The sequence below is a fragment of the Micrococcus sp. CH7 genome (assembly GCF_001595485.1).
In the GTDB taxonomy this organism is placed as follows: Bacteria; Actinomycetota; Actinomycetes; order Actinomycetales; family Micrococcaceae; genus Micrococcus; species Micrococcus luteus.
Genome location: NZ_LOSQ01000008.1, coordinates 82,209 through 94,444 on the forward strand (window position 1 = coordinate 82,209; position 12,236 = coordinate 94,444).

At 68.2% G+C, this 12,236-nt stretch carries 23 protein-coding genes; all 23 read right to left on the bottom strand.

From position 1 onward, the window contains the following. Positions 1-95: 95 nt before the first annotated feature. The 23 genes from rplO to tuf all read right to left on the bottom strand — a co-directional run bounded on the left by rplO (position 96) and on the right by tuf (position 12,107). Entirely contained in the window at positions 96-548 is a 453-nt protein-coding gene (gene rplO / locus AUV08_RS03755) for a 50S ribosomal protein L15 (protein WP_036317776.1), read from the bottom strand. Further along, positions 541-765: a 50S ribosomal protein L30 gene (gene rpmD / locus AUV08_RS03760; RefSeq protein WP_061867121.1), complete on the bottom strand. Its 225-nt coding sequence runs from the start codon at positions 763-765 to the stop codon at positions 541-543. The genes rplO and rpmD overlap by 8 nt, the downstream gene beginning before the upstream one ends. Before the next feature lie 3 nt (positions 766-768). Beyond that, positions 769-1,518: a 30S ribosomal protein S5 gene (gene rpsE, locus AUV08_RS03765; protein ID WP_002857500.1), complete on the bottom strand. Its 750-nt coding sequence runs from the start codon at positions 1,516-1,518 to the stop codon at positions 769-771. Next, positions 1,515-1,889, bottom strand: a complete 375-nt coding sequence (gene rplR / locus AUV08_RS03770) for a 50S ribosomal protein L18 (protein ID WP_002857498.1) — start codon at positions 1,887-1,889, stop codon at positions 1,515-1,517. Before rplR ends, rpsE begins: the two co-directional genes overlap by 4 nt. Next, entirely contained in the window at positions 1,889-2,422 is a 534-nt protein-coding gene (gene rplF, locus AUV08_RS03775; protein ID WP_002857496.1) for a 50S ribosomal protein L6, read from the bottom strand. The genes rplR and rplF overlap by 1 nt, the downstream gene beginning before the upstream one ends. Positions 2,423-2,452: 30 nt before the next feature. Then, on the bottom strand, positions 2,453-2,851 hold the full coding sequence (gene rpsH, locus AUV08_RS03780) for a 30S ribosomal protein S8 (protein WP_002857494.1): 399 nt from the start codon (positions 2,849-2,851) through the stop codon (positions 2,453-2,455). Between the two features lie 73 nt (positions 2,852-2,924). Continuing rightward, the gene (gene rplE / locus AUV08_RS03785) at positions 2,925-3,500 is read right to left on the bottom strand and encodes a 50S ribosomal protein L5 (protein ID WP_002857492.1); all 576 of its coding nucleotides are present in this window, start codon (positions 3,498-3,500) and stop codon (positions 2,925-2,927) included. After that, a complete protein-coding gene (rplX, locus tag AUV08_RS03790; protein ID WP_002857489.1) occupies positions 3,500-3,841 on the bottom strand; it encodes a 50S ribosomal protein L24 in 342 nt (113 codons plus the stop codon). Before rplX ends, rplE begins: the two co-directional genes overlap by 1 nt. 4 nt (positions 3,842-3,845) lie before the next feature. Continuing rightward, entirely contained in the window at positions 3,846-4,214 is a 369-nt protein-coding gene (gene rplN, locus AUV08_RS03795; RefSeq protein WP_002857487.1) for a 50S ribosomal protein L14, read from the bottom strand. A gap of 342 nt (positions 4,215-4,556) precedes the next feature. Next, on the bottom strand, positions 4,557-4,838 hold the full coding sequence (rpsQ, locus tag AUV08_RS03800; RefSeq protein ID WP_002857485.1) for a 30S ribosomal protein S17: 282 nt from the start codon (positions 4,836-4,838) through the stop codon (positions 4,557-4,559). Continuing rightward, on the bottom strand, positions 4,835-5,104 hold the full coding sequence (gene rpmC / locus AUV08_RS03805; RefSeq protein ID WP_002857484.1) for a 50S ribosomal protein L29: 270 nt from the start codon (positions 5,102-5,104) through the stop codon (positions 4,835-4,837). Before rpmC ends, rpsQ begins: the two co-directional genes overlap by 4 nt. 4 nt (positions 5,105-5,108) lie before the next feature. Further along, on the bottom strand, positions 5,109-5,525 hold the full coding sequence (gene rplP / locus AUV08_RS03810; RefSeq protein ID WP_002857481.1) for a 50S ribosomal protein L16: 417 nt from the start codon (positions 5,523-5,525) through the stop codon (positions 5,109-5,111). Then, positions 5,525-6,343 (bottom strand): 30S ribosomal protein S3, encoded by an 819-nt coding sequence (gene rpsC, locus AUV08_RS03815; RefSeq protein WP_002857479.1) that lies wholly within the window; start codon positions 6,341-6,343, stop codon positions 5,525-5,527. The genes rplP and rpsC overlap by 1 nt, the downstream gene beginning before the upstream one ends. A 2-nt stretch (positions 6,344-6,345) precedes the next feature. Further along, a complete protein-coding gene (gene rplV / locus AUV08_RS03820; protein WP_017487837.1) occupies positions 6,346-6,711 on the bottom strand; it encodes a 50S ribosomal protein L22 in 366 nt (121 codons plus the stop codon). 51 nt (positions 6,712-6,762) lie between these two features. Next, positions 6,763-7,044 carry a 30S ribosomal protein S19 gene (gene rpsS / locus AUV08_RS03825; protein WP_002857475.1) on the bottom strand — a complete coding sequence of 94 codons (282 nt, stop codon included), beginning with the start codon at positions 7,042-7,044 and terminating at the stop codon, positions 6,763-6,765. A gap of 15 nt (positions 7,045-7,059) precedes the next feature. Then, entirely contained in the window at positions 7,060-7,899 is an 840-nt protein-coding gene (rplB, locus tag AUV08_RS03830) for a 50S ribosomal protein L2 (RefSeq protein WP_002857473.1), read from the bottom strand. A 37-nt stretch (positions 7,900-7,936) separates the two neighbouring features. Then, complete coding sequence (gene rplW / locus AUV08_RS03835; protein WP_002857471.1) at positions 7,937-8,242, bottom strand: 50S ribosomal protein L23; 306 nt, start codon at positions 8,240-8,242, stop codon at positions 7,937-7,939. Further along, on the bottom strand, positions 8,239-8,874 hold the full coding sequence (rplD, locus tag AUV08_RS03840) for a 50S ribosomal protein L4 (protein WP_002857469.1): 636 nt from the start codon (positions 8,872-8,874) through the stop codon (positions 8,239-8,241). The genes rplW and rplD overlap by 4 nt, the downstream gene beginning before the upstream one ends. 4 nt (positions 8,875-8,878) lie before the next feature. Then, entirely contained in the window at positions 8,879-9,529 is a 651-nt protein-coding gene (gene rplC / locus AUV08_RS03845) for a 50S ribosomal protein L3 (protein ID WP_002857467.1), read from the bottom strand. 20 nt (positions 9,530-9,549) lie between these two features. After that, the gene (gene rpsJ, locus AUV08_RS03850; protein WP_002857463.1) at positions 9,550-9,858 is read right to left on the bottom strand and encodes a 30S ribosomal protein S10; all 309 of its coding nucleotides are present in this window, start codon (positions 9,856-9,858) and stop codon (positions 9,550-9,552) included. Positions 9,859-10,184: 326 nt separating this feature from the next. Next, positions 10,185-10,652 (bottom strand): DUF3817 domain-containing protein, encoded by a 468-nt coding sequence (locus tag AUV08_RS03855; protein ID WP_002857462.1) that lies wholly within the window; start codon positions 10,650-10,652, stop codon positions 10,185-10,187. Continuing rightward, entirely contained in the window at positions 10,649-10,789 is a 141-nt protein-coding gene (locus AUV08_RS12055) for a hypothetical protein (protein ID WP_002857460.1), read from the bottom strand. The genes AUV08_RS03855 and AUV08_RS12055 overlap by 4 nt, the downstream gene beginning before the upstream one ends. A gap of 127 nt (positions 10,790-10,916) precedes the next feature. Next, positions 10,917-12,107, bottom strand: a complete 1,191-nt coding sequence (tuf, locus tag AUV08_RS03860) for an elongation factor Tu (protein WP_061867122.1) — start codon at positions 12,105-12,107, stop codon at positions 10,917-10,919. Positions 12,108-12,236 lie beyond the last annotated feature (129 nt).

Genomic DNA, 12,236 nt, shown 5'->3' on the forward strand with positions numbered 1-12,236 from the left:
GGGGCGGCCGCTGTGCGAGTCTACACGGACGGACCGAGGGCCCTGGTCCGGAGCGGCTGCTCCGGGCCAGGGCCCTCGGTGGATGGGTCGGCGTGTCAGAGGGTCTCGGTGGACCCGCCGGCGGCCTGGATCTTCTCCACGGCGGACGAGGAGAAGGCGTTCGCCTTCACCTGCACGGCCGAGGTGATCTCCCCCGTGCCCAGCACCTTCACGGGCTGACCGCGACGGACGAGGCCCTTGGACACGAGCGCGTCCACGGTGACCTCACCGCCCTCGGGGAAGTGCGCGGAGAGCTTGTCCAGGTTCACGACCTGGTACTCCGTGCGGAACGGGTTCTTGAAGCCGCGGAGCTTCGGCAGACGCATCTGCAGGGGCAGCTGGCCGCCCTCGAAGCCCGCACGGACCTGGTAACGGGCCTTGGTGCCCTTGGTGCCGCGACCGGCGGTCTTGCCCTTCGACGCCTCACCGCGACCCACGCGGGTCTTGGCGGTCTTGGCACCGGGGGCCGGACGCAGGTCGTGGACCTTGATGGCGTCGTTGTCAGCCATTGTTGACCTCCTCCACGGACACCAGGTGCGGCACGGTGTTGACCATGCCGACCGTCACCGCGTCGGCCTTGCGGGTGACCTGGTGGCCGATCCGCTTCAGGCCCAGCGAGCGCAGGGTGTCCCGATGGTTCTGCTTGGAGCCCGTGACGCCGCGGGTCTGGGTGATGACCAGGGAGGCGTCCGAGGGCTGGATGTTCTTGCGAGTGGGCTCAAACACGGCTCACGCACCTGCCTTCGCGCTCTTCTGGGCGCGATCGTTCTCCATGGTGCGCAGCATCGCATGGGGGGCGATCTCGTCCAGGGCCTTGCCGCGGCGGGCGGCGACGGCCTGGGGCTCTTCCAGCTTCTTGAGGGCGTCCACGGTGCCGCGCACGATGTTGATCGCGTTCACGGAGCCCATGGACTTGGAGAGCACGTCGTGGATGCCGGCGCACTCGAGCACGGCGCGCACCGGACCGCCGGCGATCACGCCGGTACCCGGGGAGGCCGGGCGGAGCAGCACGACGCCGGCGGCGTCCTCACCCTGCACCAGGTGCGGGATGGTGGAGCCGACGCGGGGGACGCGGAAGAAGGACTTCTTGGCCTCCTCCACGGCCTTCTGGATCGCAGCGGGGACCTCCTTCGCCTTGCCGTAGCCGACGCCGACGGTGCCGTCGCCGTCACCCACCACCACGAGGGCGGTGAAGGAGAAGCGGCGGCCGCCCTTGACGACCTTGGAGACGCGGTTGATGCCCACGACGCGCTCGAGGAACTGGTCCTTCTCGTCGTCCTGGGCGCCACGACGGTTGCGGTCGTCGCGACGGCCGCCACGACGATCGCCGTCACGGCCACCGCGGCCGCCGTCGCGACCGCCGCGGCCACCGGTGGCGCGCTCGGTGGTCTGGCTCGCCGAGCCCGACCCGGTCTCGGAGACGGTGGTCTCGGTGCTCTCGGTCACCTGAGTGTCCTTCTGGTTGATGTTCTCGGTCACAGCTGCAGCCCACCCTCTCGCGCACCGTCGGCCACGGCCGCGACGCGCCCGTGGTACTTGTTGCCGCCGCGGTCGAAGACCACGGCCTCGATGCCGGCCGCCTTGGCACGCTCGGCGACGAGCTCGCCCACGCGCTTGGCCTTGGCCGTCTTGTCACCCTCGAGCGCACGCACGTCGGCCTCCATGGTGGAGGCGTACGCGAGCGTGCGGCTCTGCGTGTCGTCCACGACCTGCACGAACATGTGCCGTGCAGAGCGGTTGACGACGAGGCGGGGACGGACGGTGGTGCCGGAGATCCGCTTGCGCACCCGGAGGTGGCGGCGGGTGCGGGCGTTGAACTTGCCCTTGCCCTTCACCTTCAGAGTAGACATCACTTACCTGCCTTTCCGGCCTTGCGGCGGATCTGCTCGCCCGCGTAGCGCACGCCCTTGCCCTTGTACGGGTCGGGGCGGCGCAGCTTGCGGATGTTGGCGGCGGTCTCGCCGACCTGCTGCTTGTCGATACCGGCGACGGTGACCCTGTTGCCCTCCACCGTGAAGGTGATGCCCTGGGGCGCCTTCACCGGGACGGGGTGGGAGTAGCCCAGGGCGAACTCGAGGTCCTGGCCCTTGGCCTGCACGCGGTAGCCGGTGCCGACGACCTCGAGCTGCTTGGAGAAGCCGTTGGTCACGCCCTCGACCATGTTGCTGATGAGGGTACGGGTCAGACCGTGCAGGGAGCGGGACTCACGCTCGTCGTCGGGGCGGGCCACGGTGACCTGCCCCTCCTCGAGGGTGGCCGTGATGGGCGTGGGCAGCGAGTGCTCGAGCTGGCCCTTGGGGCCCTTCACGGAGACGCGGTCGCCGTCGATGGTCACATCGACGCCGGCGGGGATGGTGATCGGGAGACGTCCGATTCGAGACATGTCAGTTCAGCCTTTCTTCCGTCTTGCCCGTCACCAGACGTAGGCGAGGACTTCTCCGCCCACGCCCTTCTTGGCGGCCTGCTGGTTCGTGAGGAGACCAGAGGAGGTGGACAGGATGGCGATGCCGAGGCCGCCCAGCACGTGGGGCAGGTTCGTGGACTTCGCGTACACGCGCAGGCCCGGCTTGGAGATGCGGCGCAGGCCGGCGATCGCACGCTCACGCTGCGGGCCGAACTTCAGGTCGATGGTCAGCTTCTTGCCGACCTCGGCCTCCTCCTCGCGCCAGTCCTGGATGTAGCCCTCGGCCTTGAGGATCTCGGCGACGCGAGTCTTCAGCTTCGAGGACGGCATGGACACGGTGTCGTGGTAGGCCGAGTTTGCGTTGCGCAGACGGGTCAGCATGTCTGCGACGGGATCGGTCATGGTCATGTGGGCTTCACGCCCTTTCTCGCCGTGGTTTCCGCCACCGGTTCACCGGTGGAGGACCTGTGGCGTGGAGGTCTTACTGGTCGGTCTTGAACGGGAAGCCCAGCGCCTTCAGCAGCGCGCGGCCCTCGTCGTCGTTCTTGGCGGTCGTCACCACGGTGATGTCCATGCCGCGCACGCGGTCGATCTTGTCCTGATCGATCTCGTGGAACACGGTCTGCTCGGACAGGCCGAAGGTGTAGTTGCCGTTGCCGTCGAACTGGCGGTCGGACAGGCCGCGGAAGTCACGGATGCGCGGCAGCGCGAGCGTGACCAGGCGGTCCAGGAACTCCCACATGCGGTCGCCACGGAGGGTGGCGTGCGTGCCGATGGGCATGCCCTCACGCAGCTTGAACTGCGCGATGGACTTGCGGGCCTTGGTGATCATCGGCTTCTGGCCGGTGATGGCGGTGAGGTCGGTGACCGCGCCGTCGATGATCTTGGAGTCCTTGGCGGCCTCGCCGACGCCCATGTTGACGACGACCTTCACGAGGCCCGGCACCTGCATGACGTTCCCGTACTGGAACTGCTCCTGCAGGGCGCCGCGGATCTCCTCGCGGTACTTGGTCTTCAGACGCGGGGTGACCTTCTCGGTCTGCTGCACCTCGGTCATCACAGCTCCTTCCCCGAGGCCTTGGCGAAGCGGACCTTCACGGTCTTGCTCACGCCGTCCTTCTCGACGGTCTCGAAGCGGTAGCCCACACGGGTCGGCTTCTTGGTCTCCGGGTCCACCACGGCCACGTTCGAGATGTGGATCGGGGCCTCGACGACCTGCAGGCCGCCCTCGGTGGAACCGTTGTTGTCCTGGCCGGCGCGCAGGTGCTTGGTCACGCGGTTCACGCCCTCGACGAGCACACGCTCATCCGTCGGGAACACGCGCAGGACCTTGCCCTGCTTGCCCTTGTCCTTGCCACTGATGACCTGGACGAGGTCGTCCTTCTTGATCTTGGCCATGAGGTCAGATCACCTCCGGGGCGAGCGACACGATCTTCATGAACTTCTTGTCACGCAGCTCGCGACCCACGGGGCCGAAGATGCGCGTGCCACGGGGCTCGCCGTCGGTCTTCAGGATGACCGCCGCGTTCTCGTCGAACTTGATGTACGAGCCGTCGGGACGGCGGGACTGCTTGCGGGTGCGGACCACCACGGCCTTGACGACGTCGCCCTTCTTGACGTTGCCGCCGGGGATGGCGTCCTTCACGGTGGCGACGATGGTGTCGCCGATGCCTGCGTAGCGGCGTCCGGAACCGCCGAGAACACGGATGGTCAGGATTTCCTTCGCACCGGTGTTGTCGGCGACCTTGAGCCGCGACTCCTGCTGGATCACTTGTCTCTCCTAGCGTCGCGCCGGTTCTCCCCCACGATGGGCGAGCCTTGCGGAACGGTTGAACGGGCATCCCGGGACGCTTACCCCTCCCCCGAGGCGGGCCGCCCACCGTCGTCCCCCGGCGACGCGTGTTCAGACAGCGTCGGGGAGGTCGAGAGCGGAGGGGCGCGCAGGGCAGGGCCGAGGCGGATCCGGGATCGGTGTGCGCGGCCCTCGGCACACAGGATGGATGGTCCTGCCAACGAGAGGGCGCACGAATATCAGAGTCTAACGCACAAGGCCGCCCCGTGCCAGTGCACGGGGCGGCCCTCTGCGTCGCCGACCCTCAGGGGGCCGGGTCGGTCACTTGGCGCGCTCGACGACCTCCACCAGGCGCCACCGCTTGGAGGCGGACAGCGGGCGGGTCTCGGCGATGCGGACGCGGTCGCCCACGCCGGCGGTGTTGTCCTCGTCGTGCGCCTTCACGCGCTTCGAGGTCTTCATCACCTTGCCGTAGAGCGAGTGCTTCTTGCGGTCCTGGACCTCGACGACGATGGTCTTGTCCATCTTGTCGGACACGACGATGCCACGGAGGGCCTTGCGGTAGCCGCGCTCCTCGGAGACGGCCGGGGTCTGCTCGGTCACTTGGCAGCCTCCTCGTTCTTCTCGGCCTGCGCCTCGGCGGCGACATCGCCGCGGATGCCCAGCTCGCGCTCGCGCAGGATCGTGTAGATGCGCGCGATGTCACGCTTGACGGACTTCAGCCGGCTGGCGTTGTCCAGCTGGCCGGTGGCGGCCTGGAAGCGCAGGTTGAACAGCTCCTCCTTGGAGGACTTCAGGGCCTCCAGCAGGCGGGCGTTGTCCATCCCGTCCAGGGACTCGACGTTCAGATCCTTGGTGCCGATCGCCATGGGATCACTCACCACCCTCTCGACGGATGATACGGGCCTTCAGCGGCAGCTTGTGGATGGCCAGGCGGAGCGCCTCACGGGCGACGTCCTCCGTGACACCCGACAGCTCGAAGAGCACGCGTCCGGGCTTGACGTTGGCGACCCACCACTCCGGCGAGCCCTTGCCGGAGCCCATGCGGGTCTCGGCGGGCTTCTTGGTGATGGGACGGTCCGGGTAGATGTTGATCCAGACCTTGCCGCCACGCTTGATGTAGCGGGTCATGGCGATACGGGCGGCCTCGATCTGACGGTTGGTCACATAGGCCGGCGTGAGCGCCTGGATGCCCCACTCGCCGAACGTCACGGTGGTGCCGCCCTTGGCGGCGCCGGAACGCTTGGGGTGGTGCTGCTTGCGGTGCTTGACGCGACGGGGGATCAGCATCAGGCGTTGCCTCCTTCAGCGGGAGCGGCGGCCGGGGTCTCGGCGCCGGCGCCGGCGTTCTCCTGGCGGGGAGCACGCTCGGCGCGATCGTTGCGACGACGACGCTCGCCGCCGCCACGGCGCTCGCCGCCACGGCCACGGCCGGAGGGCTGAGCGGCCTCCTTGGCCGCGAGCTCCTTGGCGGTCAGGTCGCCCTTGTAGATCCAGACCTTCACGCCGATGCGGCCGAAGGTGGTCTTGGCCTCGAACTTGCCGAAGTCGATGTTCGCGCGGAGGGTGTGCAGCGGCACGCGACCCTCGCGGTAGAACTCCGAGCGGCTCATCTCGGCGCCGCCGAGGCGGCCGGAGCACTGGATGCGGATGCCCTGCGCGCCGGCGCGCATGGCGGACTGGATCGCCTTCTTCATCGCACGGCGGAACGCCACGCGGGAGGCGAGCTGCTCGGCCACACCCTGCGCCACCAGCTGGGCATCGGTCTCGGGGTTCTTGACCTCGAGGATGTTCAGCTGGATCTGCTTGCCGGTGAGCTTCTCGAGCTCACCGCGGATGCGGTCGGCCTCGGCGCCGCGGCGGCCGATCACGATGCCCGGACGCGCGGTGTGGATGTCCACGCGCACGCGGTCACGGGTGCGCTCGATCTCCACCTTGGAGATGCCGGCGCGCTCCATGCCGGTGGTCATCAGCTCGCGGATCTTGACGTCCTCCTTGAGGAAGTCAGCGTAGCGCTGGCCCTCCTTGTGGGAGTCCGCGAACCAGTGCGAGACGTGGTCGGTGGTGATGCCGAGGCGGAACCCGTTGGGGTTGATCTTCTGTCCCATTGTCAGTTCCCACCCTTCTCGTCCTTGGACGCGACGACCACGGTCACGTGGCTCGTGCGCTTGTTGATGCGGTACGCGCGGCCCTGAGCACGGGGCTGGAACCGCTTCATGGTCGGGCCCTCGTCCACGAAGGCCTCGGTGATGTAGAGGGCGTCCTCGTCGAAGGCCTGGCCCTCGCGGTCCGCCTTGACACGGGCGTTCGCCACCGCGGAGGCCACCAGCTTGTACACCGGCTCCGAAGCACCCTGCTGGGCGAACTTCAGGATGGCCAGTGCTTCGGTGGCCTGCTTGCCACGGACCAGGTCGACGACGCGCCGGGCCTTCATCGGCGTCACGCGCAGGTGGCGCGCAATTGCCTTGGCTTCCATTGCTTCTCTCTTTCGATTCTCGAGAAGGTCAAGCGTGCTGTGCCCTCAGGCTCAGCGACGCTTGCCCTTCTTGTCGTCCTTCACGTGGCCGCGGTAGGTCCGGGTCGGGGCGAACTCGCCCAGCTTGTGACCCACCATGGACTCGGTGACGAACACCGGGACGTGCTTGCGTCCGTCGTGGACCGCGATGGTGTGACCCAGCATGTCCGGGATGATCATCGACCGGCGGGACCAGGTCTTGATGACGTTCTTGCTGCCCTTCTCGTTCTCGGCCAGAACCTTCAGGTAGAGGTGCTGATCGACGAAGGGGCCCTTCTTCAGGCTGCGAGGCATGTCTTCCCTGCTCCCTTATCGCTTGTTCTTGCCGGTACGACGGCGACGCACGATGAGCTTGTCGCTTTCCTTGTTCGGACGACGCGTGCGGCCCTCGGGCTTGCCGTTCCGGTTGACGGGGTGACGACCGCCGGAGGTCTTGCCCTCGCCACCGCCGTGCGGGTGGTCGACCGGGTTCATGACGACACCGCGGACGGTCGGGCGCACGCCCTTCCAGCGCATGCGGCCGGCCTTGCCCCAGTTGATGTTCGACTGCTCGGCGTTGCCGACCTCGCCGATCGTGGCGCGGCAGCGCACGTCGACGTTGCGGATCTCCCCGGAGGGCAGGCGCAGCTGGGCGTACTTGCCCTCGCGGGCGACCAGCTGCACGGAGGCGCCGGCGGAGCGGGCCATCTTGGCGCCGCCGCCGGGGCGCAGCTCCACCGCGTGGATGGTGGTGCCCACGGGGATGTTGCGCAGCGGCAGGTTGTTGCCGGGCTTGATGTCGGCGTTCGGGCCGGCCTCGACCACGTCGCCCTGCTTCAGCTTGGCCGGGGCCAGGATGTAGCGCTTGGCGCCGTCCGCGTAGTGCAGCAGCGCGATGCGGGCGGTGCGGTTCGGGTCGTACTCGATGTGCGCGACGGTGGCGGGCACGCCGTCCTTGTCGTGGCGACGGAAGTCGACCAGGCGGTACTGGCGCTTGTGGCCGCCGCCCTTGTGACGAGTGGTGATGCGGCCGGTGTTGTTGCGGCCGCCGGTCTTGTGCAGCGGACGGAGAAGGGACTTCTCCGGCGTGGACCGGGTGATCTCTGCGAAGTCGGCCACGGACGAGCCGCGCAGGCCCGGGGTGGTCGGCTTGTACTTACGGATAGCCATGTGTCAGTTCCTCGATTAAGTGGTCTCCGCACGCCGATCAGGCGAGCGGACCTCCGAAGATGTCGATGGTCCCGTCCTTGAGCGTGACGATGGCACGCTTGGTGGACTTGCGCTGGCCCCACCCGAAGCGGGTGCGACGGCGCTTGCCGGAACGGTTCAGGGTGTTGACCGAGGCCACGTCGACGTTGAAGATGCGCTCCACCGCCTGCTTGATCTCGGACTTGTTGGAGCGGGGGTCGACCAGGAAGGTGTACTTGCCCTCGTCGATCAGACCGTAGCTCTTCTCCGACACGACGGGAGCGATGATCACGTCGCGGGGATCCTTGTTGATGGAGCCGCTCACTGGGCATCCTCCTTCTTGGCGCCGGAAGCCTGGGCCACGTACGCCTCGTAGGCCGCCTGGGTGAACACGACGTCGTCGGAGACGAGCACGTCGTAGGTGTTCAGCTGGTCGGCGTACAGGGTGTGGACCGCAGGCAGGTTGCGGGCGGACAGGGCGGCGACGTCGTCGGCCCGGTCGATCACCAGCAGCACGTTCTTGCGGCCGGTGTTCAGGGACGCGAGGCCCGCCTTGGCGGCCTTGGTGGACGGGGTGGTCCCGGACACGAGGGCCTCGATGACGTGGACGCGGCCGTTGCGGGCGCGGTCCGACAGGGCACCGCGCAGGGCGGCGGCCTTCATCTTCTTGGGGGTCCGCTGCGAGTAGTCGCGCGGGGTGGGGCCGTGGACGACGCCACCGCCGGTCATGTGCGGGGCCCGGATGGAGCCCTGACGGGCGCGGCCGGTGCCCTTCTGCTTGAACGGCTTGCGACCGGCACCGGACACCTCGCCGCGGCGCTTCGTCTTGTGCGTGCCCTGGCGGGCGGCGGCGAGCTGGGCGACGACGACCTGGTGCATGAGCGGCACGTTGGACTGCACGTCGAAGAGCTCGACGGGCAGATCGACCTGGATGGTCTTCACGGAGTTCTCAGCCATGGTCTCAGGCTCCCTTCACGGCGCTGCGGACGAGCACGACCTGGCCCTTGGAGCCGGGCACCGCGCCCTTGATCAGCAGGAGGTTGTTCTCCACGTCGATGCCGTGGAGGGTCAGGTTCATGGTGGTCTGGCGCACGGCGCCCATGCGACCGGGCATGCGCTGGCCCTTGAACACGCGGCCGGGGGTGGACGCGCCGCCCACGGAGCCGGGCTTGCGGTGGTTCTTGTGCGCACCGTGCGAGGCGCCCACACCGGCGAAGCCGTGGCGCTTCATGGCGCCGGCGAAGCCCTTGCCCTTGGTGGTGCCCACGACGTCGACCTTCTGGCCGGCCTCGAAGACCTCCACGGTCACGTCCTGGCCGAGCTCGTACTCGGCGGCGTCGGCGGTGCGCAGCTCGACGAGGTGGCGACGCGGGGTCACGCCGGCCTTCTCGAAGTGACCGGCCAGGGGCTTGGTCACGCGGCGGGGATCGATCTGGCCGTAGGCGATCTGCACGGCGGTGTAGCCGTCGGTCTCCTCGGAGCGCAGCTGGGTGACGACGTTCGGGTCTGCCTTGACCACGGTCACGGGGATGAGCTTGTTGTCCTCATCCCAGACCTGGGTCATGCCGAGCTTCGTGCCCAGCAGGCCCTTGATGTTCTGGGTGTTGGTCATAGTCTCTCAGCACCTCCCTCTCAGAGCTTGATCTCGATGTTGACGTCCGCGGGCAGGTCCAGTCGCATGAGCGAGTCGACGGCCTTCGGGGTCGGGTCGATGATGTCGATGAGCCGCTTGTGGGTGCGCATCTCGAAATGCTCGCGGCTGTCCTTGTACTTGTGGGGAGAACGGATAACGCAGTACACGTTCTTCTCCGTCGGCAGCGGCACGGGGCCGACCACCGTCGCGCCTGCGCGCGTGACCGTGTCAACGATCTTGCGGGCCGAGACGTCGATGACCTCGTGGTCGTACGACTTCAGCCGGATGCGGATCTTCTGTCCCGCCATGGCGTCACGCCTCTCTCGTCGGGTGTGCTGTTCCTGTCCCTGTGCGGCGGATCGGGTCCGCCTTCTTGTCCTCCACCCGCGCGGGGCGAATCCGGTCGGACCGGGTTCCTCGCCGCCGCCGGACTCCGGTCCACGCGGTCGGGCGTGTCGCATTCCTGGGAGGGCACACGCCTGCGGCGGATCGGAGTGGTGACGTCACATCTGGGCCGAGCTGCCGCCGCGAGACACACGACGACAGCGCAATGGCGCTTGAGCAACCGAATCAGTATAGACAGAACCGGGCCCGGTCCGCCAATCGGCGGACCGGGCCCGGCGGTCACCAGGGCTCAGCGGCCCCACTCGGTGGGCGGGCCGGCGTTGAGCAGCAGCGTGAAGACGACGGCGACCACGGCGACCGCCACCAGCGCGCTGACCACCGGATGACGCAGCACCACGACGAGGAGCCGTTCGAGGGGCCTCCGCTCCCCCGGCGCACGGTCCACGACCTGCCACCGCGGGGCCGGCTCGCCGCGCCGCCGCTGGGCCCGCTCGAACGGGACCGTCATGAACGGGACGATCGTCGAGCCGAGGCCGAGGAGCCCGCGGGTCACCGACCATCGCCCGTCGATCCACACGGCGACCGTCACCACGAGGTAGCAGAGGAACACGAAACCGTGGACGCCGCCGGCGACCGGCACCACCCGCTCCGTGACTCCGCCGTACTTGAGGCCCATGGCGATCAGCAGGCCGGCCCAGGTGAACATCTCGGCCATCGCCGTGACGGCGAACAGGCGGCGCGGGCTGGGCAGGCTCATCGCTCCAGCTCCCCACCGCGGTTCGCGCGCCGGATGCGCCGGGCGCGGTCGATCTCGGGACGGAAGGTCCGCAGCGCCCAGCGCACGGCCACGGCGGCCACGGCGAGCACCACGATGAAGATGAGCAGTTCAGGCATGTCCTCAGCCTAGCGGCCGCCGCCGCGCCGTCGTCGGACACGGCGACGCCCCCACCTCCGGGAGACCCGGAGACGGGGGCGTCGCGCGTCAGCGGCTCAATGGAGCCACGAGACGGGGTGCGTCAGATCACTTGGTGATCTTGGTGACGCGGCCGGAGCCCACGGTGCGGCCACCCTCGCGGATGGCGAAGCCGAGGCCCTCCTCCATGGCGATCGGCTGGATGAGCTCGACCGACATCTCGGTGGTGTCGCCGGGCATGACCATCTCGGTGCCCTCGGGCAGCGTGATGACGCCGGTGACGTCGGTGGTGCGGAAGTAGAACTGCGGGCGGTAGTTCGAGTAGAACGGGTTGTGACGCCCACCCTCGTCCTTGGACAGGATGTAGACGTTCGCCTCGAAGTTGGTGTGCGGGGTGATGGAACCCGGCTCCACCACGACCTGGCCGCGCTCGACGTCGTCGCGCTTCAGACCGCGCAGCAGCAGACCGCAGTTCTCGCCGGCCCAGGCCTCGTCGAGCTGCTTGTGGAACATCTCGATGCCGGTGACGGTGGTCTTCTGCACGTCGCGGATGCCGACGATCTCGACCTCGGAGTTGATCTTCAGGGTGCCGCGCTCGGCGCGACCGGTCACCACGGTGCCACGGCCGGTGATGGTGAAGACGTCCTCGATCGGCATCAGGAACGGCTTGTCCTTGTCGCGGACCGGGTCCGGGATGAACTCGTCCACGGCATCCATGAGGTCCTCGACGGACTTGACCCACTGGGGGTCGCCCTCGAGGGCCTTCAGACCGGAGGTGCGGATGACCGGGGCGTCGTCGCCGTCGAACTCCTGCGAGGACAGCAGCTCGCGGACCTCCATCTCGACGAGCTCGAGGAGCTCCTCGTCCTCGACCATGTCCGACTTGTTCAGGGCCACGAGCAGGGCCGGCACGCCGACCTGGCGGGCCAGGAGCACGTGCTCACGGGTCTGGGCCATCGGGCCGTCGGTGGCGGCGACCACGAGGATCGCACCGTCCATCTGAGCGGCGCCGGTGATCATGTTCTTGATGTAGTCGGCGTGACCGGGGGCGTCCACGTGGGCGTAGTGACGCTTCTCGGTCTGGTACTCCACGTGGGAGATGTTGATGGTGATGCCGCGCTGACGCTCCTCGGGGGCGGAGTCGATCGTCGCGAAGTCACGGGCCTCATTCAGGTCCGGGTACTTGTCGTACAGGACCTTCGAGATGGCGGCGGTCAGCGTGGTCTTGCCGTGGTCAACGTGGCCGATGGTGCCGATGTTGACGTGCGGCTTCGTCCGCTCGAACTTTGCCTTTGCCACTAGTTCCTCCTAAGAACTGGTTCATCGTCAAGAAGACTGCTCAGCCGCCTGCGACGTGCTGACAACTTGACTGAGTCTACTCGGATGGTGCGGGGTTGGGGAAATCCCGGCCTCACGAGGGCCAGTCCG

Bases quoted from the DNA above. Each gene is read 5' to 3' on its own strand.
- rplO (WP_036317776.1), bottom strand. From the start codon at position 548: ATGGCTGACAACGACGCCATCAAGGTCCACGACCTGCGTCCGGCCCCC.
- rplR (WP_002857498.1), bottom strand. From the start codon at position 1,889: ATGTCTACTCTGAAGGTGAAGGGCAAGGGCAAGTTCAACGCCCGCACC.
- rplF (WP_002857496.1), bottom strand. From the start codon at position 2,422: ATGTCTCGAATCGGACGTCTCCCGATCACCATCCCCGCCGGCGTCGAT.
- rpsH (WP_002857494.1), bottom strand. From the start codon at position 2,851: ATGACCATGACCGATCCCGTCGCAGACATGCTGACCCGTCTGCGCAAC.
- rplE (WP_002857492.1), bottom strand. From the start codon at position 3,500: ATGACCGAGGTGCAGCAGACCGAGAAGGTCACCCCGCGTCTGAAGACC.
- rplX (WP_002857489.1), bottom strand. From the start codon at position 3,841: ATGGCCAAGATCAAGAAGGACGACCTCGTCCAGGTCATCAGTGGCAAG.
- rpmC (WP_002857484.1), bottom strand. From the start codon at position 5,104: ATGGCGATCGGCACCAAGGATCTGAACGTCGAGTCCCTGGACGGGATG.
- rplP (WP_002857481.1), bottom strand. From the start codon at position 5,525: ATGCTGATCCCCCGTCGCGTCAAGCACCGCAAGCAGCACCACCCCAAG.
- rpsC (WP_002857479.1), bottom strand. From the start codon at position 6,343: ATGGGACAGAAGATCAACCCCAACGGGTTCCGCCTCGGCATCACCACC.
- rplV (WP_017487837.1), bottom strand. From the start codon at position 6,711: ATGGAAGCCAAGGCAATTGCGCGCCACCTGCGCGTGACGCCGATGAAG.
- rpsS (WP_002857475.1), bottom strand. From the start codon at position 7,044: ATGCCTCGCAGCCTGAAGAAGGGCCCCTTCGTCGATCAGCACCTCTAC.
- rplB (WP_002857473.1), bottom strand. From the start codon at position 7,899: ATGGCTATCCGTAAGTACAAGCCGACCACCCCGGGCCTGCGCGGCTCG.
- rplD (WP_002857469.1), bottom strand. From the start codon at position 8,874: ATGGCTGAGAACTCCGTGAAGACCATCCAGGTCGATCTGCCCGTCGAG.
- rplC (WP_002857467.1), bottom strand. From the start codon at position 9,529: ATGACCAACACCCAGAACATCAAGGGCCTGCTGGGCACGAAGCTCGGC.
- rpsJ (WP_002857463.1), bottom strand. From the start codon at position 9,858: ATGGCGGGACAGAAGATCCGCATCCGGCTGAAGTCGTACGACCACGAG.
- AUV08_RS03855 (WP_002857462.1), bottom strand. From the start codon at position 10,652: ATGAGCCTGCCCAGCCCGCGCCGCCTGTTCGCCGTCACGGCGATGGCC.
- AUV08_RS12055 (WP_002857460.1), bottom strand. From the start codon at position 10,789: ATGCCTGAACTGCTCATCTTCATCGTGGTGCTCGCCGTGGCCGCCGTG.